The organism is Actinoplanes ianthinogenes (assembly GCF_018324205.1).
Taxonomy (GTDB): Bacteria; Actinomycetota; Actinomycetes; order Mycobacteriales; family Micromonosporaceae; genus Actinoplanes; species Actinoplanes ianthinogenes.
The window spans coordinates 991,359-1,009,030 of record NZ_AP023356.1; the positions used below are offsets into that span (position 1 = coordinate 991,359).

The 17,672-nt window shown below is 71.1% G+C and carries 20 protein-coding genes; 13 read left to right on the top strand and 7 right to left on the bottom strand.

Features of this window, described 5'->3' with window-relative positions; all coding sequences use genetic code 11:
• Positions 1–184 precede the first annotated feature (184 nt).
• Positions 185–742, top strand: a complete 558-nt coding sequence (locus tag Aiant_RS04530; protein ID WP_189331084.1) for a hypothetical protein — start codon at positions 185–187, stop codon at positions 740–742.
• Here the strand turns inward: Aiant_RS04530 and Aiant_RS04535 are convergent, their stop codons facing one another.
• Both Aiant_RS04535 and Aiant_RS04540 read right to left on the bottom strand, forming a co-directional pair.
• Positions 743–1,084 (bottom strand): hypothetical protein, encoded by a 342-nt coding sequence (locus Aiant_RS04535; protein WP_189331085.1) that lies wholly within the window; start codon positions 1,082–1,084, stop codon positions 743–745.
• Positions 997–1,494, bottom strand: coding sequence for an alpha/beta hydrolase (locus Aiant_RS04540; protein WP_189331086.1), 498 nt, complete (start codon positions 1,492–1,494; stop codon positions 997–999). The genes Aiant_RS04535 and Aiant_RS04540 overlap by 88 nt, the downstream gene beginning before the upstream one ends.
• A gap of 86 nt (positions 1,495–1,580) precedes the next feature.
• Between Aiant_RS04540 and Aiant_RS04545 the strand changes: the two genes are divergently transcribed.
• Positions 1,581–1,985 (top strand): SRPBCC family protein, encoded by a 405-nt coding sequence (locus Aiant_RS04545; RefSeq protein ID WP_189331087.1) that lies wholly within the window; start codon positions 1,581–1,583, stop codon positions 1,983–1,985.
• Here Aiant_RS04545 and Aiant_RS04550 read toward each other — a convergent pair.
• Both Aiant_RS04550 and Aiant_RS04555 read right to left on the bottom strand, forming a co-directional pair.
• Positions 1,982–2,518, bottom strand: coding sequence for a GNAT family N-acetyltransferase (locus tag Aiant_RS04550; RefSeq protein WP_189331088.1), 537 nt, complete (start codon positions 2,516–2,518; stop codon positions 1,982–1,984). The genes Aiant_RS04545 and Aiant_RS04550 overlap by 4 nt on opposite strands.
• A gap of 35 nt (positions 2,519–2,553) precedes the next feature.
• On the bottom strand, positions 2,554–3,471 hold the full coding sequence (locus Aiant_RS04555; protein WP_189331089.1) for a hypothetical protein: 918 nt from the start codon (positions 3,469–3,471) through the stop codon (positions 2,554–2,556).
• Positions 3,472–3,838: 367 nt separating this feature from the next.
• Between Aiant_RS04555 and Aiant_RS04560 the strand changes: the two genes are divergently transcribed.
• The 4 genes from Aiant_RS04560 to Aiant_RS04575 all read left to right on the top strand — a co-directional run bounded on the left by Aiant_RS04560 (position 3,839) and on the right by Aiant_RS04575 (position 6,943).
• Positions 3,839–4,285, top strand: a complete 447-nt coding sequence (locus Aiant_RS04560; RefSeq protein ID WP_189331090.1) for a hypothetical protein — start codon at positions 3,839–3,841, stop codon at positions 4,283–4,285.
• 99 nt (positions 4,286–4,384) lie between these two features.
• The gene (locus Aiant_RS04565) at positions 4,385–5,830 is read left to right on the top strand and encodes a cellulase family glycosylhydrolase (RefSeq protein ID WP_229830090.1); all 1,446 of its coding nucleotides are present in this window, start codon (positions 4,385–4,387) and stop codon (positions 5,828–5,830) included.
• Between the two features lie 124 nt (positions 5,831–5,954).
• Entirely contained in the window at positions 5,955–6,314 is a 360-nt protein-coding gene (locus Aiant_RS04570) for an ArsR/SmtB family transcription factor (RefSeq protein ID WP_189331092.1), read from the top strand.
• Entirely contained in the window at positions 6,311–6,943 is a 633-nt protein-coding gene (locus tag Aiant_RS04575) for an SRPBCC family protein (RefSeq protein ID WP_189331093.1), read from the top strand. The genes Aiant_RS04570 and Aiant_RS04575 overlap by 4 nt, the downstream gene beginning before the upstream one ends.
• A 41-nt stretch (positions 6,944–6,984) precedes the next feature.
• Here the strand turns inward: Aiant_RS04575 and Aiant_RS04580 are convergent, their stop codons facing one another.
• Positions 6,985–7,851, bottom strand: coding sequence for an aminoglycoside phosphotransferase family protein (locus Aiant_RS04580; RefSeq protein WP_189331094.1), 867 nt, complete (start codon positions 7,849–7,851; stop codon positions 6,985–6,987).
• A 92-nt stretch (positions 7,852–7,943) separates the two neighbouring features.
• On the opposite strand from Aiant_RS04580, the gene Aiant_RS04585 reads away from it, so the two are divergent.
• Entirely contained in the window at positions 7,944–8,294 is a 351-nt protein-coding gene (locus Aiant_RS04585) for an MmcQ/YjbR family DNA-binding protein (RefSeq protein ID WP_189331095.1), read from the top strand.
• 60 nt (positions 8,295–8,354) lie between these two features.
• A complete protein-coding gene (locus Aiant_RS04590) occupies positions 8,355–8,723 on the top strand; it encodes a hypothetical protein (protein ID WP_189331096.1) in 369 nt (122 codons plus the stop codon).
• 1,587 nt (positions 8,724–10,310) lie between these two features.
• Here Aiant_RS04590 and Aiant_RS04595 read toward each other — a convergent pair.
• Positions 10,311–10,919, bottom strand: a complete 609-nt coding sequence (locus Aiant_RS04595) for a TetR/AcrR family transcriptional regulator (RefSeq protein WP_189331097.1) — start codon at positions 10,917–10,919, stop codon at positions 10,311–10,313.
• A gap of 93 nt (positions 10,920–11,012) precedes the next feature.
• On the opposite strand from Aiant_RS04595, the gene Aiant_RS04600 reads away from it, so the two are divergent.
• Entirely contained in the window at positions 11,013–12,041 is a 1,029-nt protein-coding gene (locus Aiant_RS04600) for an MBL fold metallo-hydrolase (RefSeq protein ID WP_189331098.1), read from the top strand.
• Between the two features lie 16 nt (positions 12,042–12,057).
• Here the strand turns inward: Aiant_RS04600 and Aiant_RS04605 are convergent, their stop codons facing one another.
• Positions 12,058–13,092: an ABC transporter substrate-binding protein gene (locus Aiant_RS04605; protein WP_189331099.1), complete on the bottom strand. Its 1,035-nt coding sequence runs from the start codon at positions 13,090–13,092 to the stop codon at positions 12,058–12,060.
• Positions 13,093–13,265: 173 nt separating this feature from the next.
• Between Aiant_RS04605 and Aiant_RS04610 the strand changes: the two genes are divergently transcribed.
• The 4 genes from Aiant_RS04610 to Aiant_RS04625 all read left to right on the top strand — a co-directional run bounded on the left by Aiant_RS04610 (position 13,266) and on the right by Aiant_RS04625 (position 17,647).
• Positions 13,266–14,213, top strand: a complete 948-nt coding sequence (locus Aiant_RS04610; protein ID WP_189331100.1) for a FecCD family ABC transporter permease — start codon at positions 13,266–13,268, stop codon at positions 14,211–14,213.
• The gene (locus Aiant_RS04615) at positions 14,210–15,202 is read left to right on the top strand and encodes a FecCD family ABC transporter permease (protein ID WP_189331101.1); all 993 of its coding nucleotides are present in this window, start codon (positions 14,210–14,212) and stop codon (positions 15,200–15,202) included. The genes Aiant_RS04610 and Aiant_RS04615 overlap by 4 nt, the downstream gene beginning before the upstream one ends.
• Before the next feature lie 22 nt (positions 15,203–15,224).
• Positions 15,225–16,019 carry an ABC transporter ATP-binding protein gene (locus Aiant_RS04620; protein ID WP_189331102.1) on the top strand — a complete coding sequence of 265 codons (795 nt, stop codon included), beginning with the start codon at positions 15,225–15,227 and terminating at the stop codon, positions 16,017–16,019.
• A 119-nt stretch (positions 16,020–16,138) separates the two neighbouring features.
• Positions 16,139–17,647 (top strand): M23 family metallopeptidase, encoded by a 1,509-nt coding sequence (locus Aiant_RS04625; RefSeq protein ID WP_189331103.1) that lies wholly within the window; start codon positions 16,139–16,141, stop codon positions 17,645–17,647.
• The last annotated feature ends 25 nt before the right edge of the window (positions 17,648–17,672 follow it).

Sequence of the window (17,672 nt, forward strand, 5' to 3'; positions counted from 1 at the left end):
GCACGACACGCGCCGCGGCCCGCAGTGGCCGCGGCCTCGCGAGCCGACTGCCACGCCGGCTGCGAGTCGTACCGAAAAATGGGTGAACATCGGGAGAAGAGGACCGTGAGCGGAGCCGGCTGCTCGGGGAGAGTCATCAATTCTGGGTGATTCACAGCGACAGAGCCGGTGCGAGGATGCGGTGATGCACGTTGTGTTCGTCCGCGGTTCCACCGGTTCGGCAGTCGCCACTGTGCACCGCGCCGACGGGGTCTCCTTGCAGTTGCCCGGTTATGACAGGAAACACAAGGTCCCGCACGACTTCGCGCACTACGCGACGGAGCGGGCGCTGGAGATGTCCGGAGGCGTGTTCGGGGCGATCGCCGGCGGCGGGGTCTTCGCCGACATGCGGGTGGTCGGCGGCAAGCCGCGACATGACGCGGCCGCCCGCAGCAAGCGGCTCCTCGACGCGCATCGCGAGACGTTGAGCCTGGCCGAGCTGCTGGCCGGGGTGGTGCACCGGGCCGTCGAGGACGGCAGCACCGAGAAGACCCCGGCGATGGTGCGGGACGCCTGGCAGAGCATGGGCACCGGGCCGTTCCCGTGGACCGACGAGCACGTCGAGGACGCGGTGCGGATCCTGACCGAGCTGACCGGCGAGTGGGAGGCGCAGGGGACGGTCCGGGTGACCTGGCCCGATCATCTGACCGCCCCCTTGCCGGAGCAACCCGGCATCAAACGCGGCCGCCGGGGCCGCGCCTGATCACTTCACGGAGGTGACCATCACGTTCGGGTCGGCCGCGTCGCCGGTGGTGTAGACGTACCTTTTCGCGGCCGCGTCGCCCAGCTGGGCCAGCAGCCACTGGCCGGACCAGCGGGCGATGGTCTCCACGCCGGCACCCTGGCCGAGGGTCTGCGCCGAGGTGTCCGGGGCGGCGCCGGCCGGGTTCTGCACGTCGGTGATGCCGTAGTGGCTGGTCCCGGCCACCTGGATGAACGCCTTCGGCGTGCCGGCGGTCAGGTGGTAGGTGGTGCGGCCCTCCGCCGGGGCGGCGATCCCGTCCGCGGTGCCCTGGACGTAACCGACCGGCACCGTGTTGAGCACCGGCAGGACCAGCGACGTCCCGTACAGCGTGTTGTTCCCCCGTAGGTGACCACCGCCTCCAGCTCGCCGGGCGCGGTGTTCGCGATCGCGCAGAACGGGATGACGCAGAGGCCGGTGCTGAGGCTGAGCGCGGTGGCCGCGCCGAACGAGTGCCCGGCCAGGACCAGCGTGTCCTCGTCGATCCGGCGGTAGAGCGGGGACGCCGCGTCGTCGTCCTCGGCCTGCGCCCAGTCGACGGTCCAGCCGGCCTGCGCGCCCTCGGGGAACAGGTCGCTGGTGCCGAACAGGGAACGGGTGTGGTTGGGGACGGCGACGACGAACCCGTACGAGGCGAGCGTCGACGCGTAACCGGCGCGAGAAGCGACGCGGCGAGTGCGGTGACCGCGGCCACCGACACCAGTCGTTTCCAAGAACGGAACGGTGTCACATTCATAGATACGGACTATGTCGGTCGAGCCGGGTCATCGTCAAGGTCTTCGCGTGGGATGATGCGGCGATGGCCACCGAGTCACGTCACGTCACCGAGCACATCGCCCGGCCCGCCCGGGTGGTGTACGAGTACGCCTCCGACCCGGCCAACCTCGCCCACTGGGCCCCCGGCCTGGGCAGCTCGGTACGCCTCGACGAGGGCCGCTGGCTGGTCGACGTGCCGGGCGGCGGCGGGCAGGCCGAGGTGGTCTTCGTCCCGCGCAACGACCTCGGGGTGCTCGACCACGAGGTGCACCTGCCGGGCGGCGAGATCGTCTACGTCCCGTTCCGGGTGGTCGCCGACGGGGAGCACGCCGAGGTGGTGTTCACCGTGCGCCGCGCCGCCGGGATGACCGACGACGAGTTCGACCGGGATGCCGCCGCGGTCGCCGCCGACCTGGCCACCCTCAAGCGGATCCTGGAGACGGGCTAGCCGAGCTGCTGCTCCAGCACCTGGCCGGGCCAGGGCTTGCGGCCCGGCTGCGGGACGGTGAACTGCTGGGTCGCCGTGAAGCCCTGCCGCTCGTAGTACTTGACCAGCGCCTGATCGTCGCCGGCGTAACAATCGACGCGCAGCAGCCCGGCGCCCGAGTTCACCGCGAGCCGGCGGGCATAGGCGAGCAGCCGCCGCCCGATCCCCTGCCCGGCGAACTCGCGATCGGTGACCAGCAGCACGACGTACAGCTCCGGCTCCGGCGCCGGGGCGACGTACGCCGGTGGCTGGCCGATGCCGAGCGCGCCGACCACGTCCTCGCCGCGGACCGCCAGGTGCAGGCCGCCGTCGGCGGCGATCCCGGAGATGAGTGTGGTCAGCCGGCGGCTCTCGGAGAGGGGCTGGGTGCCCCACTGGCCGGTGCGGCCGCGGGCGGTGAGCCAGCGGACCGCGCCGTCGAGGAGCGCCATCACGGCCGGTACGTCGTCGGAGTCCCCCCGCCGGATGTCCGTCCACTCTGTACTGTCACCCATACGAAACATTCTGCCGCACAAAACGGAAATCTTCGCTAGGCGCAGTTGCCGTCGATGTCCAGCGAGTGGTCGGGCTTCGCGAGCGCCTCCTGGTCCTCGGTGCTCGGGCGACCGGCAGCGTCCTTCGGTGTCGGTGCCAGCAGTCCCTTCTTCGAGGCCACACAGTCGACCCAGGCGTCATAACCGGTCGCCCCGCCGATCCACATCCCGCGGTCCTCCAGACGCACCGCGTCCTTCTGCGGGAAATCCCAGTCGATCTGATCATGCTCGACGGCGAGCGGCCGGTTGGCGAACTCTCCGGCGAACGCATAGATCCACACGAAGTTGGTCGTTACCCGAAGAATGCGGGTGCCGTCCTTGACCATCGATTTGTAGGTCACTCGCCCGCTGACCCGCGGCTCATTCCGCGGATCGAGTGTCACCGCGGGATCGATCCAGGTCACCACGGTGCTGAAAGAGCCGTTGGTGAACCACTTCTCGATGGTGGCGCGAGCGTTCGGAGCGAGCAACCGCAGGAAAGCACCCTTGCGGTGATCCACGATCATGTCGTGGTCGAGCCGGCCGAGGATCAGGGCGGTCCGCACCCTGGTCAGCGACTCGCTCACCTCGGCCGCGCTGAACCCGCTCACCGCCCTGGCCGGCGGCAGCGTGATCCCCGCCTCCCCGATCGGATAGGTCGCCGCCGCCGTCCCCTCGAACGGACTCGCCGGCGCCGCGCTCCCCGTGGTCGTCGCGGTAACCCCGTCCGGCGCACTCGTCTGCGCCGCCGGCGCGTCGTCGTCGTCCAGCGCCCACCGCACGGTCGGAACCGCCGCCACGACCAGGACTCCGGCCACCGTCAGCGGCAGCAGGAAGCGGAGCAGCCGGGCCCGCCGCCCCCATCGCACCTTGCGCTCGGTCTTACGCGCCCAGTCCTGCAAGTGGGCGATCGGATCGTCGTCATGCTGATTCATCTGTCGTTCCCTGTCACGCGTTCATCCGAGCGACATCAGTATGGCTCAGCCATCGATCTTGTGGAATAAGTGCAAACGCTGGGCAAATGTCGCCGTCCGCGCCCGGGGTGCGTCCGCGCCCGGCGACGGCGGTGGTGGCCGATTTCGCCGGGGTGAGCAACCGGCCGCCGCGGACCGTGGACGCAGCCGGCCGGGCCGGACCGCCAGCCTCCTCGGCCCGGCCGGCCGGGTCACGGTCACCGCCAGTGATCAGCTGCCGGCGTCCCCGATGTCCGGAAGCGAGCTGCCGACCGGCGTCCGGCCCCAGTCGGGCCGTAACAATCTACATAGGGCTTGACCCGCCGGTATCCACGTCTACCGTTTGGCTATGAGCGACGAGGAGTTCATCCACACGGCCCTCGTCGTGGCGTTCACGGCGGCGCCGGGGCACCCCCGCAGCCTCCAGCACGCCATTGACGAGATCTACCGGCTGTTACATGAGGCCCCGGCAGGGCACCCCGATCTGGTGATCGGGTGGGGGGTCCTCTTCGATCTGCTCCAGGAGCGGGCCGAGCACTCCGGTGCGCTCGGCGACTGGGACGCCCTGGTCGACGCGGCCGGCTGCATGGTCCTCGTCGCCGAGCCCGGCACCGAGCTCGCGGTGCGTGCCTGGCGGCGGCAGTGGCAGGCACTGCTGCTGCGCCACCAGGTGACCCGGGACGCCGCCGACCTCAAGGACGCGAAGATCGCCGCCGCGGCGCTGGCCTCCGCGGCCGCCGCCGTGCCCCGCTCCCCGCACCAGCCGCGGCCCCGGCGGCCGTGGCGTTGTGATTGATCCAGCACCCGTGTTTACACGTACCTAGGGGCGGGTTACAGTCGTCACCCCGATATGGGAGCGCTCCCAAATCTCCCTTCCCCCAAAGGTGACGCAGCGTTGAAGCGTAGTGTAAAGACCCTCCTGGCCTCGGCGTTCGCCGTGGCCGCCGCCTCCACGGTGGCGTTCTTCGCGCTGCCGGCCAGCGCCGAGGCCGCCGCGTTCACGGTGACGAACTCGTGGGACTCGGGCTATCAGGGCGAGATCACGGTCAGCAACGGCTCCTCGTCGACGATCGGCACCTGGAAGGTCGAGCTCACGCTCCCGGCCGGGTCGACGATCGCCCAGTCGTGGAACACCACGCCGGCCGTCTCGGGCCAGACCATCACCTTCACCCCGGCCGGCTGGAACGCCTCGATCGCCGGCGGCGCCTCGACCAGCTTCGGCTTCGTCGTCAACGGCACCGGGCGGCCGACGGCGTGCACGGTCAACGGCCAGGCCTGCACCGGGCTGACCAGCGCAATCCCCTCCGCGACGGTCCCCAGCAGCAGCACACCCACCGCGGCCCCGGCCTCCCCCAAGCCGAGCGCCACCACCACCTCGGCGTCACCCACGCCGGCGCCCACCAGTACGGGCACCACGCCGCTGGCGATCAACGGGCAGCTCAAGGTCTGCGGCGTGAACCTGTGCAACGCGGCCGGCAAGAAGATCCAGCTGCGCGGGGTGAGCAGCCACGGCATCCACTGGTTCCCCAGCTGCTACACCGGCGCGGCGCTGGACGCGCTCGCCACCGACTGGAACGCCGACCTGTTCCGGATCGCCATGTACGTGCAGGAGGGCGGCTACGAGTCCGACCCGAGCGGGCTGACCGGCAAGGTGAACAGCCTGGTCGACATGGCCGAGGCGCGCGGCATGTACGCCCTGATCGACTTCCACATCCTCAACCCCGGCGACCCGAGCTACAACCTCACCCGCGCCAAGGAGTTCTTCGCCAAGGTCGCCGCCCGCAACGCGACCAAGAAGAACGTCATCTACGAGATCGCCAACGAGCCGAACGGCGTCAGCTGGGCCACCATCAAGAGTTACGCCGAGCAGGTCATCCCGGTCATCCGGGCGAACGACCCGGACGGCGTCGTGGTGGTCGGCACCCGCGGCTGGTCCTCGCTCGGCGTCTCCGAGGGCTCGTCGTCCACCGAGATCATCAACAACCCGGTGAACGCGGCGAACGTCATGTACGCCTTCCACTTCTACGCCGCCTCGCACAAAGACAACTACCGTGCCGAGGTCACCAAAGCCGCTGCCTCGCTCCCGTTGTTCGTCACCGAGTTCGGCACGGTCAGCGCCAGCGGCGACGGCGCGGTCGACACGACCAGCACCGATGCCTGGCTCGACCTGCTCGACAAGCTGAAGATCAGTTACGCCAACTGGAACTTCGGCGACAAGAGCGAGGGCAGCTCGATCCTCAAGTCCGGCGCCTGCGGCGGCGGCACGTTCTCCGGCACCGGCCCGCTCACCGAGTCCGGCCGGCTGATCCGCTCCCGGATCCGCACCGCCGACGACTTCTAGCAGATCTCTGGTCCGCCCTCCCCTGCGTGCGGGCCACTCGAACCGGGCCGGGACCCTACCCCGGCCCGGTTTTCGGGTTTACAAAGTGACTCCTTATATAAGTCGTAGGTGATAGGGTGATGCCGTGCATGCGTTCGATGTGCTTGGAGATCCGGTCCGGCGTCGCATCCTGGAGCTGCTCGCCGACGGCGAGCAGACCTCCGGCGCGGTGACCGCCGTGATCCGGGCCGAGTTCGGCATCTCCCAGCCGGCCGTGTCGCAGCATCTGAAGGTGCTGCGGGACAACGGCTTCGCCACCGTCCGCCCGGACGGCGCCCGGCGGCTCTACGCGGTCGACGACACCGCGCTGCGCCAGGCCGACGAGTGGCTGGGCCGGTTCCGCCGATTCTGGACGCCGCACCTCGCCGCGATGGCCACCGAGGTCGCCCGCGGCAAAAGACTGCGGCGACTGGCCGCACCCGACGACGTGAGGAGCAGCGAATGATCGACGTGACCGAGCAGATCAGCAACGTCCGGCGCACCCTCGGCGACAAGACCGTGGAGGCCGGCGGGGCCCGCGTCCTGACCATCAGCCAGGTCTACGACACCGACCTCGACGACATGTGGGACGTGGTGTCCAATCCGGAACGCATCGCCCGCTGGTTTCTGCCGATCTCCGGCGACCTGCACGAGGGCGGGAAATATCAGTTCGAGGGACAGGCCGGCGGCACCATCACGCGCTGCGACAAGCCACGGTCGGTGGCCGCCACCTGGGAGTTCGGCGGGCAGGTCAGTTGGGTCGAGGTCCGCCTGACACCGGCGGGCGACGGGCGCACCCGCTTCGAGCTGGAGCACACCGCGCCGATCGACGACCACTGGGACCAGTTCGGCCCCGGCGCCGTCGGCATCGGCTGGGACATGGCCGTCTGGGGTCTGGCCAACCATCTCGCCCACCCGGACGCCCCGATCGACAAGGACCAGGCGATGGCCTGGATGCTCTCCGCCGACGGCAGACAGTTCATGAAACTCAGCAGCGACGCCTGGGCCGCCGCCGACCTGGCCCTCGGTACCGATCCCGACGACGTCACCAGGCGGGCCGCAGCCACCTACGCCGCCTACACCGCCACGGAATAACCCTTTTACGGTACGACGTGATGTGCCCGCCCCCGCCCGGCTCACTCGTCGGCGAGGAGGGCGTCCAGCACGGGACGGTCGTCGGTGATGGCCGCCTTCCAGACCGCCCACCCACGGCCTCGCGCCCAGGTGCCGGGGTCGACGGCCAGTCGTTCGCGGAAGAGGCGACGGCTGGCCGGGGGCAGGAAAGTCCACGCGATCACCAGGTCGCACGCCGGATCACCGACACCGCTCGTGCCGAAGTCGATCACAGCGCTCAGGCGCCCGTCGCGGACCAGCAGGTTGCCGGCCGCGACGTCGCCGTGGAACCAGACCGGCTTGCCGGTCCAGGTCGCGGCCAGCGCCTCCGCCCAGATCGCCAGCAGCGCGTCGCCGTCGGGATGGCGGGGAGCCGCGGAGCGCATCTGCGCGTCGTAGGTGCGCAGCGGGCCGCCGCGATACCAGTTGTGCTGGCCGGGCCCCGGGCCGCCGGCCGGATCGACCTGCTGAAGGGCGAGCAGGAAGTCGGCGATCGCGATCGCGAAGGCGTCGGTGTCGGTGACCTTCGCGATCGCGGCGGGCTCGCCGTCGAGCCAGCGATAGACCGACCACGGATGCGGATAGTCCGCCGACGGCAGGCCCTCCGCGAGCGGGGCCGGGATGGGCAGCGGCAACTGCCGGGCCAGGACGGGCAGCCAGCGCTGCTCCTTGGCGACGGCGCCGGCGTACTCCCCGGCGCTCGGCAACCGGACCAGCATGCCGTCGCCGAGGTGAAAGGTCCGGTTGTCCCAGCCGGGTGTGGCCACCGGCCGCACCGGCAGCCCCGCCCACTCCGGGAACTGCGCGGCCACCAGGCGTTCCACGAGCTCGGCGGCGATCGGCGGACGGTGCGGGACGGGTCCCAGGTCGAACTCCGGTTCGTCGGTCACCCGGACACCCCATCGTTCCCGGCCGCCGGAGGCAAACGGTTTCCCGGCGTCGTGGGTTGCTTCCGGGCCGGCGATGGCGTATTCACTCCGTCATGGACGGGGATGAACTGAAGCGGCACTGTCTCGCCAAGCCGGGCGCCTGGCCGGACGAGCCGTGGGAGAACGACGTGGTCATCAAGGTGGGGCCGAAGATCTTCGCGTTCCTCGGCAGCACCGGCGAGACCGTCGGCGTCAAGTGCGGCAAGGGCCGCGACCTGGCCGACGAGTGGCTGACCCGCTACCCGGAGGACGCCACGGCCAGCGCCTACATCGGCCGCCACGGCTGGAACACGCTGCGCCTCCAGGGCGCCATCCCCGCCGACGAGATCCTGGAGGCCGTCGACGCCTCGTACGAAGCGGTCGTCGCCTCCCTCCCCAAAAAGGACCGCCCCACCAGCGCCTGAGCGGAATTGTCGTACCGGGCGGGCATACTGCCGGCGACGTCGCACAACGGGGAGGATGCGGTGACAGAGCCGGCTGCGATCTGGCGACGGATCATCGTGGGTGAGCACAAGTCGTGGGTGGTCTTCGAGCACGGCACCTGCGTGGTGCTGACCGCGCCGGCGCAGGATCTCGCGGCTCAGGCCACCGAGATCCTGCGGGAGTTCGGGCCGGTCCAGGCCGGCACGCCGGCGGGAGACTTCGACACCATCACGCTCAGCGAGGCGCCCGGCTGGGTGGTGACCGGGCACCACCCCGACGTGCTGACCTATGTGGCGCCGGGCGAGCCGCCTGAGGAGAGCGCTCTGCACGTGGGCCTGACGGGCCGCGCCAAACGCGACCGCGACGGGCGCGAGCTAACCGTCGTCCACGTCGAGGACCGCCGCCCCTAAGAGCCGGCCCCCGAAGGGCGCGTTCCTCCTCAGCGACCCCGCCACGGGCGCGGTCCTCCTCAGCGACCCCGCAACGGGCGCGAACTGACCGTGGCCCACGTCGAGGACCGCCGCCCCTGAGAGGCGGCCCGCGACGGGCGCGTTCCTCCTCGGCGGCCCCGCGACAGGCGCGAACTGACCGTGGCCCACGTCGAGGACCGCCGCCCCTGAGAGGCGGCCCGCGACGGGCGCGTTCCTCCTCGGCGGCCCCGCGACGGGCGCGTTTCTCCTTGGCGGCCTCAGGGCTGTCGGTCACCGTCGCGGCCTCCGCCCGCGGCCCCGGCTGGTCACGGTCTGCATGCCACGGCTCTGCGGGTCGCGGCCGCCATTCGCGGTCCGCTCCTTGGACGGCGCGCGGCCCGCGGTCCCGGTTGCGGCTGGCGGATGCCCAGGTCGGTGCCGATTCCCGGTACGCCGATCGCGCGCTGCACCGCCTCCACCCGGTGTCTCCCCTGGTGCTCGCCACCGTTGTCCCGCCCCGGGTCAGTACCGGCAGCGCGAGCCAGAACTCGGGGCTCGCCCCCATAGCGCTGTCCCCACCCGACCAAGCCACCAGCACCAGCCCCGACCACCGAGCTGGCACCCACCGCCCCAACTCGCACCCCGATAGGGCCACCAGCACCAGCCGCGATCACCGAGCTGGCACCCACGGCCCTAACCCGCACCCCGATAGGGCCACCAGCACCAGCCCGCCACCACCGAGCTGGCACCCACGGCCCTAACCCGCACCCTCATAGGGCCACCAGCACCAGCCGCGATCACCGGGCTGGCACCCACGGCCCTAACTCGCACCCCGATAGGGCCACCAGGACCAGCCGGATAGCGCAGGCACGCAAGTGGTGTTGCCCGGCTTGCCGGGTGTCGGCATATCGGAAAGTCGGTCTTCGGTCGGCGGGTGGGCAACGCACGCGAGCGGGATGCGAACCGGATCTGGGCGGATGATTGGCCGGCCGTGACCGGCGGCTGGACCGCGACCGACAGCCCGCGTGGCCTGGCGCGCGAAAACCGCAATCAGCCAGCAATCCGCAGTGGGCGGGCGGGCCGCGACCAGGGTGAGTTGCCTGGCGGTGCGACAGGGCGCCGGGACGAGGTGACGTTGCGGCAGCAGGGTTGCTTCAGGCAGCGCCCTCTCCCCCGGAAAGAGCACCGCGGTTTCCCCCGGAAAGAGCACCGCAGTCTTCCCGAGAAAGAGCACCGCTGTCTCCCCGGGAGAACAGCGCGGGCTAACTCAGAAGAAACTGGATCCGGCCGGGAGCGTGCATGCGCGCACGAGCACCGGCATCCACGGACAAACATCAGCCGGACCGCACCTCGCGACGCGACCCGGGTGGGCGTGGGCCTTGAGCCGGGGGCACGGGTGCAGCCCGGCAGTGCCTCGCGGCCTTGCGCTGGGTGCACGGATTCAGCCCGGCGGTGCCTCGCGGCCTTGCGCCGGGGCACGGGTTCAGCCCGGCGGTGCCTCGCGGCCTTGCGCCGGGATCACAGTGCGTTCAGGCACGGGACGGGGCTGCTGCGGGTGTGATGGCACGAGAGCGTACCGAAGCGGATTTATGGTTTTGATTGGGTTGAGGCGAGGACGAAGTCGACCAGGGCGGCGGCGTAGTCGTCGGCGCCTGCGGCTACCTGGTCGCGCAGGTGCGGCGGGGTGGCCAGGACGTGGTTCATGACGCCGCCGCAGACGCAGTCCAGCAGGAGGGTGACGCTGGTCTGCGGGTGGAGTTCGCGGCGGGCGATGGCTCGGCGGACGATCGCCCGGGCCGCCAGGACCTGGGATTCCTGGAGGCGGTGCAGGTGGTCCTGGACCTCCGGGACGCGCTGCGCGTCGACGCGGAGCTGGAGCGCCGCGCGGCCCGACTCGCCCAGGTAGGAGCGCTGGATCTGCCGGGCCAGGCTGATCAGGTCGTCGCGGACCGAGCCGGTGTCGATGTCCTCGATGCCGTTGAGGCGGGCGGCGAGGGCGGCGGCGAGCAGGGCTTCCTTGTTCGGCCAGCGGAGGTAGATGGAGGCTTTGCCGACACCGGCCCGCCGGGCGACGGTGTCGATGGTGAAGCGGTGCCAGCCGTTCTCGCCGAAGACCTCGGCGGCGGCGCGGGTGATCCGGGCGTCGACCTCGGGGTCGCGGGGACGCCCCGACGGGCCGTGTGGGGTTGCTGACATCGGGCTGGCTCCCGTTGCTGGGCGGATCTTGATCAGTATAGGGTCGGCTTTCTAGACCGAAGTCGTCTAGGAAGTGGGGTTCGGATGGCGCCGATGACCCGTGCGGCCGATGACGCGATCGTCGTGACCGGGATTGCACAGCGCGAGGCCTGGCGGACGCGTGCGCTGCCGCCGGTGGAGCGGCTGGCCGGGGGCATCTGGTCGGTGCCGGTGCCGATCCCGCACAATCCGCTGCGTTACACGCTGTCCTATCTGATCCCCGGCGACGACGGCCTGGTCGTGGTCGATCCGGGCTGGGCCAGCGACGAGGGCTGGGCCGCCCTGCGAGCCGGGCTGGTCGCGGCCGGCGCGGGCGACGGGGACGTGCTCGGCGTCGTGGTGACCCACGTGCACGCCGACCACCACGGCTTGTCGAAGGCATTTCAGGACCAGGGCGCCTGGGTCGCCATGCACCCCGAGGAGCGCGACGCGCTCACCCTGAGCGGCTCCCCCGCCGACTGGCTGCGGGCGCACCACGTGCCCGAGGAGGAGATCGCGGTGCTGGCCGGCACCATCGGCAAGCACCGGATGGCCGCCGCGGCCCAGCCGGACGTGCTGCTCGGCGACGGTGATCTGATCCCGCTCGCCGGGCGTCGGGTGCGGACCGTCTGGACGCCGGGGCACACCCCGGGACACATCTGCCTGCTGGAGCCGGACGCCGGCGTGCTGCTCACCGGCGACCACCTGCTGCCCCGGATCAGTCCGAACATCGGCTTGCAGCGACCCGGTTCCTCCCCGCTGGAGTCGTTCCTGGAGTCGCTCGACCGGGTCGCCGCCCACGACGAGCTGGAGGCGTTCCCCGCGCATGAGTACCGGTTCCGCGGCATCGCCGCCCGCGCCCGGCAGCTCCGGGTGCACCACGAGGAGCGCTGCGACGAGATCGTCGCCGCGGTCCAGCGGCTGGAGCGGCCGACCATCTGGCAGCTCGCGGCGAGTCTGACCTGGTCACGGCCGTGGGACGAGATCGGCCCGATGCGGGTCGGCGCGATCGCCGAGACCATGGCGCACGTGCGTTACCTGGCCGACCGGGGCGCGCTGCACTGGTCCGGCGAGCACGTGACGCGGCCCGCCACCCTCGGGTGACGGGCCGTCGCGACCGTCAGGCGACCTTCTTGGACTTCGTGATCGCCGCGGTGATCGCCTCGATCAGCGGGGCCGCGTGGTTCCACGAGAAGATCGGGACGGCCTGCCACGGGAAGACCTGGTTGGCCTTGACGGCGGGCAGCGCGTTCCAGGACGGCTTGGACGCCAGGTCCTTCGGCTGCAGCGTGCCGGTGCGGGCGTCCAGGAAGATGATGTCCGCCTTGTACTTGTCGGCGTTCTCCCAGCTCAGCGACTCGTAGTAGTCGGCGCCCTTGACCTCGGGCATGATCAGGTCGACGCCGAGCTCCTTGAAGTACATCAGGTCGGAGCTGACCGCCGCGCTGGAGACGTAGAAGATGTCCGCCGCGCCGGAGCCGAACAGCACCTTGATGCCGCCGGACGCCTTCGCCGCGGCGCTCAGGTCGGCGGCGGCCTTCTCGAAGCGGGCCTTGGCCTCGGTGACCTTCGGCGCGTTCAGGTCGGCGCCCAGCGACTTGGCCAGCTCGGCGTAGCGCTCGATCGGCTTGTTCAGCGGGACCCGGCCGACGCCGATCAGGGCGTTCGACGGCGCGACGGCGAGGATCTTGTCCTTCGACTCGTCCGGCACGTACCACCAGGCGCCCTGGTCGTACATGTGGGTGACCAGCAGGTCCGGGGTGAGCGCCGCGTACTTCTCCACGGAGAACTCGCCCCACGCGTTGCCGACGATCTGGACCTTGCTGATGTCCAGGTCACCGGCCTGCTCCTCGGCGGTGCCGTCGGCCTTCTTGGTCTCGCCGAAGACGCCGACGATCTTGTCCTGCAGGCCCAAGTCGGCCAGCGCGGCCGCGGTGCCGGTGAAGGCAACGATCTTCGACGGGGTCTTGGCGCTCGTCAGCGGCTTCGGCTGGTCATCGGTGAAGGTCCACGGGCCGGCGGCAGCGGAGGCGCCGGCGGCAGTACCCGTCTCCTCCTTCTTGCTGCCGCATGCGCTCAGCACGGTGCCCAGGGCTGCGGCGCCGCCCGCGGCGAGCAGGCCACGACGAGAAAGGGAAAGGGAGGAATAAGACATGGTCACATCTTTCGCAGGCCAACGTACCGGTCGCTCGACCGTGTGGATGGTTAGGCTAACCTAACGAACTGGAAGCGCGTCAACAGGATCCGCCGGAAGCTGACGGGAGCCAGACACTGTCCACCATCGACACCCGCCCTCACCAGCGGATATCCGCCCGGGTGGCCGGGCTGATGATCGCGGTCACGGTGCTCGCGGTCGTGCTGGTGCTCGGCATCGGCTTCGGCGCGCGGTTCCTCACCCCCGGCGAGGTCTGGGCCGGGCTGGTCGACTCCGGTTCGCCGTCCTACCGGATCGTGCACGAGATGCGCCTCCCCCGGACCCTGCTCGGCCTGGTCGTCGGCCTCGCGCTGGGCCTGGCCGGCGCGATCATGCAGGCTCTCACCCGGAACCCGCTCGCCGACCCCGGTCTGCTCGGCATCAACGCCGGCGCGTCGGCCGCGGTCGCCAGTGCCGCCGCGCTTCTCGGCATCGGCACCTTCTCCGGTTGGGTCTGGTTCGCCATGACCGGCGCCGCGGTCGTCACCGCCCTGGTCTACGCGGTCGGCGGCGGCCGCGCGGCCACCCCGGCCCGGCTCGCCCTGGCCGGCGCCGCGCTGAACGCCGCGCTCTACTCCTACGTGAGCGCCGTCATGCTGGCCGACACCGCGTCGATCGAGAAGATGCGGTTCTGGACGGTCGGCTCGCTGGCCAGCGCCGACTTCCGCACGCTGCGCCAGGTGACCCCGTTCATCCTGGCCGGCGTGCTGATCGCGCTGGCCACCGCCCGCCCGCTGAACGCGCTGTCGCTCGGCGACGACGCCGCCCGCGCCCTGGGGGCCCGGCCCGGCGTGATCCGCGCCCTGGTGATCGTGGCGATCACCCTGCTCTGCGGCGCGGCCACCGCGGCCTGCGGCCCGATCGTCTTCGTCGGCCTGCTCATCCCGCACCTGGTCCGCCCGCTGACCGGGCCCGACCTGCGCTGGCTGCTGCCGTACACCGCGGTGCTCTCCCCGGTGCTGTTGGTCGGCGCGGACGTGCTCGGCCGGGTGCTGGGCAGCCCCGGGGAGCTCCAGGTCGGCGTGGTCACCGCGATCCTCGGCGGCCCCCTGTTCCTCTACCTCGTGCGAGCGGCGAAATGATCACCACCCGTCCCCGTGCCGCACTCATCGGCGGTGGCGCGCTGCTCGCCATGGCCGCCGTCGCGGTCCTCACCCTGGGCACCGGCGACTTCCCGATCGCGCCCGGCGACGTGGTGAAAACCCTGTTCGGGCAGGGCACCGCGGCTCAGGCGTTCATCGTCAACGAGCTGCGCCTGCCCCGGGTGATCACCGCGATCCTGGTCGGCATGGCCCTCGCGGCCGGTGGCGCGATCTTCCAGTCGGTCACCCGCAACCCGCTGGGCAGCCCGGACATCCTCGGCATCACCGGCGGCGCCGGCGCGGCCGCGCTGACCGTGGTGATCCTCGGCGGCAGCAGCGCCCAGCTCTCCCTCGCCGCGGTGGCCGGCGGCGTCGGCACCGCCCTGGTGATCCAGCTGATCGGCGGACGCCGCGGCCTCCAGGGCTACCGGTTCATCCTGATCGGCATCGGGATGACCGCGATCCTCAACGGCATCGTCGGCTACCTGCTGACCAAGGGCGTGCAGATGGAGAGCGCCCGGGCCATGCTCTGGCTGACCGGCAGCTTCGACGGCCGCGGCTGGGAGGAGGCCGTCCCGCTGCTGATCGTGCTGGCGATCGCCATTCCGGTGCTGGTCCTGCTCTGCGGCCCGGCCCTGCGGATGCTGGAGATGGGCGACGACATCGCGGCCGCCCTGGGCGTACCGGTGAAGCGGCTGCGCAACGGCTCGCTGCTGCTGGCCGCCGTCGTGGTGGCGTTCGCCGCGGCCGCCGCCGGCCCGGTCAACTTCGTCGCGCTGATCGCCCCGAACATCGCCCGGCGCCTCACCCGCTCCCCCGGGCCGAACCTGCTGCCGTCGATCGCGATCGGCGCGCTGCTCACCGTCGGCGCCGACTGGCTGGCCATGCACTCCGGGTACCCGATCCCGGTGGGCGTGGTGACCGGCCTGCTCGGCGGCGCCTACCTCGTCTGGCTGCTCACCACGGAACGCAAGGCCGGCCGGATCTGATGACCCTGTTAGGAGCGACGACATGAGCCGACTGAGCGGCACCGGGATGACTCTGGCATATGACAAGCGGGTCATCGCGGAGGAGCTGAGCGTCGAGATCCCGGACGGCTCGTTCACCGTGATCATCGGACCGAACGCGTGCGGCAAGTCGACGCTGCTGCGGGCGCTGTCCCGGCTGCTCAAGCCGACGGCGGGGACGGTGCTGCTGGACGGGAACGACGTGCACTCGTTGCCCACACGTACCGTAGCGAAAACGCTCGGCCTGCTGCCGCAGTCCTCCGTCGCCCCGGACGGCATCTCGGTCTCCGAGCTGGTCGCCCGCGGCCGTTACCCCCACCAGGGCATCCTGCGCCGCTGGTCCACGGAGGACGAGCGGGTGGTCACCGAGTCGATGGCCGCCACCGGCGTGGGCGACCTGGCCGACCGGAATGTCGACGAACTCTCCGGCGGCCAGCGCCAGCGTGTCTGGATCGCCATGGCCCTGGCCCAGCAGACCCCGCTGCTGCTGCTCGACGAGCCGACCACGTTCCTGGACATCGCCCACCAGATCGAGGTGCTGGACCTCTGCGCCGAACTTCACGAACGCCAGGGCCGCACGCTGGTCGCCGTCCTGCACGACCTGAACCACGCGGCCCGCTATGCCACCCACCTGATCGCCATGCGCGGCGGCAGGGTGGCCAAGGCCGGCAAGCCGGGTGAGGTCCTCACCGCGGACCTGGTCGAGGAGGTCTTCGGCCTCCCCTGCCGCGTGATCGACGACCCGGAGACGGGCACGCCGCTGGTGATCCCCCGCAAACGCGCCACGGCGGCCGTCTGAAAGATCGAGATCGAGCGGCAGAGACAGACGGTCATCAGTACGTTCCCTATGGCCCGTCCGGAGGATCCGGCGCGGACTGCCGCCGAGGAGACTGAGCAGGATGACGGAAAGGAACCGTCATGGCTGACATCGTTTCCGCAAGCAGTGGTCCGCCCCGCGGCCGGTCCTCTCGCCGCCGGGAACGCGTGGTCCTCGCCCTGGCCGCCGCCGCGCTGGCCGTCGCGCTCATCCCCCTCGGCGGGTTGCCGATCGGGTACGCGATCCCGATCGCCGGACTGCTGCTCGCCGCCGGTACACCACCGGATACCGGGCCGGCCGCCCGGTCGATCCGGCCGGGTGCGCGCAACGTGATCATCGGAATCGCCGTGCTGGCCGCCGTCGCGGTGGTGGCCTTCCAGCCTCAACTGCTGGTGCCGCTCGTGACGGTGTTCGGGGTGCAGCAGTACACCCTGGTGGTCACGCTGTGCGCGGTCGCCGCTCTCGCGCTGCCGCTGGCGCTGGCCGAGTCCACCGGCGCCATCGACACGTTGCCGCCGGGCCGGGCCGTGCTGACCCGTCGCAGCCTGGTCCTGGCGTTGACGCCGGTGGTCACCGTCGCGTTCTGGTACGGCTCCATCGGGCAGAGCTTCCTCGCCCTGGCAGCGGTCGTGCTGGTGCTGCCTGTCCTGCTCGCCGTCGCGCGCGTACGGCACGCCGTACGGGGACGAGTCGAGCCCGTGTTCCGGCATGGGCCCGGCCGGTCCGCCCGGCTGCTTCAGCTGCTCAACTACACCGTGCTGAGTGGACTGCTCGCTGCGGCGATGCTCCCCGGCACGTTCGACGCCCTGCGCCTGGACTTCACCCCGGCCGGGTACCACGCCTTCCTGGTCGCCTACTGCACCGGACTCGTGGTGCTGGTGGTTCTCGCGCTGGTACCCCTACGCCGGGTCCGGCCGGCCGGCAACGTGGCCGTCCTGGCCGGGTCGGTGTTCCTTGTCGTCCAGCTCGTCACCGTCTACCGGCCGCCTGCCGATCCCGTGACGATCGCGTTTCCGTTGGCGGAGCCCGGTTACGTCATCCAAGGCGGCCAGGCCGAGCTGACCAACTATCACGTCGTCATCTCGACGCAGCGTGACGCCGCGGACATCGTCCAGGTCGTCGGCGATCGCACGTACGCGGGCGACAGCGCCGCCTTGAGCGACTACCACATCTTCGGTGATCCGGTTCTGGCCCCGGCCGACGGCGTGGTGACCGAGGTGGTCAACGACCTGCCCGACCAGCGCATCGGTACGGTCGACAACCGGCACCAGGCGGGCAACCACCTCGTCATCGACATCGGCGCCGGGCGCTCCCTCGCGCTCTGCCACCTCCAGCACGGCAGTGTCCGCGTCGCCGTGGGCGACCGGTTACGCGCCGGCCAGCAGCTCGCGCTGGTCGGCAACTCCGGCAACACCGACCAGCCTCACCTGCACATCCAGGCGCAGAACCGGGCAACTCTGGACGACGCCGCCGGCAACCCCGTCGCGCTCCTGAGAAGCCTGCACACGTACCCGATCCTCTTCCGCGACGTGCTGCTCACCCGAGGCGGCGAGTCGAGCACCCCCGCCACCGCCGGCATGCGCCGCGGCGACGTCCTGGGCCCCTTGTGAGGCGGTAAGAGGAGTCCGCGACGTG

What these genes read in the sequence shown, in the direction of transcription:
- Aiant_RS04530 (WP_189331084.1), top strand. Translation starts at nt 185, where the DNA reads ATGCACGTTGTGTTCGTCCGCGGTTCCACCGGTTCGGCAGTCGCCACT.
- Aiant_RS04545 (WP_189331087.1), top strand. Translation starts at nt 1,581, where the DNA reads ATGGCCACCGAGTCACGTCACGTCACCGAGCACATCGCCCGGCCCGCC.
- Aiant_RS04550 (WP_189331088.1), bottom strand. Translation starts at nt 2,518, where the DNA reads ATGGGTGACAGTACAGAGTGGACGGACATCCGGCGGGGGGACTCCGAC.
- Aiant_RS04555 (WP_189331089.1), bottom strand. Translation starts at nt 3,471, where the DNA reads ATGAATCAGCATGACGACGATCCGATCGCCCACTTGCAGGACTGGGCG.
- Aiant_RS04560 (WP_189331090.1), top strand. Translation starts at nt 3,839, where the DNA reads ATGAGCGACGAGGAGTTCATCCACACGGCCCTCGTCGTGGCGTTCACG.
- Aiant_RS04575 (WP_189331093.1), top strand. Translation starts at nt 6,311, where the DNA reads ATGATCGACGTGACCGAGCAGATCAGCAACGTCCGGCGCACCCTCGGC.
- Aiant_RS04585 (WP_189331095.1), top strand. Translation starts at nt 7,944, where the DNA reads ATGGACGGGGATGAACTGAAGCGGCACTGTCTCGCCAAGCCGGGCGCC.
- Aiant_RS04595 (WP_189331097.1), bottom strand. Translation starts at nt 10,919, where the DNA reads ATGTCAGCAACCCCACACGGCCCGTCGGGGCGTCCCCGCGACCCCGAG.
- Aiant_RS04600 (WP_189331098.1), top strand. Translation starts at nt 11,013, where the DNA reads ATGACCCGTGCGGCCGATGACGCGATCGTCGTGACCGGGATTGCACAG.
- Aiant_RS04605 (WP_189331099.1), bottom strand. Translation starts at nt 13,092, where the DNA reads ATGTCTTATTCCTCCCTTTCCCTTTCTCGTCGTGGCCTGCTCGCCGCG.
- Aiant_RS04610 (WP_189331100.1), top strand. Translation starts at nt 13,266, where the DNA reads ATGATCGCGGTCACGGTGCTCGCGGTCGTGCTGGTGCTCGGCATCGGC.
- Aiant_RS04615 (WP_189331101.1), top strand. Translation starts at nt 14,210, where the DNA reads ATGATCACCACCCGTCCCCGTGCCGCACTCATCGGCGGTGGCGCGCTG.
- Aiant_RS04620 (WP_189331102.1), top strand. Translation starts at nt 15,225, where the DNA reads ATGAGCCGACTGAGCGGCACCGGGATGACTCTGGCATATGACAAGCGG.
- Aiant_RS04625 (WP_189331103.1), top strand. Translation starts at nt 16,139, where the DNA reads ATGGCTGACATCGTTTCCGCAAGCAGTGGTCCGCCCCGCGGCCGGTCC.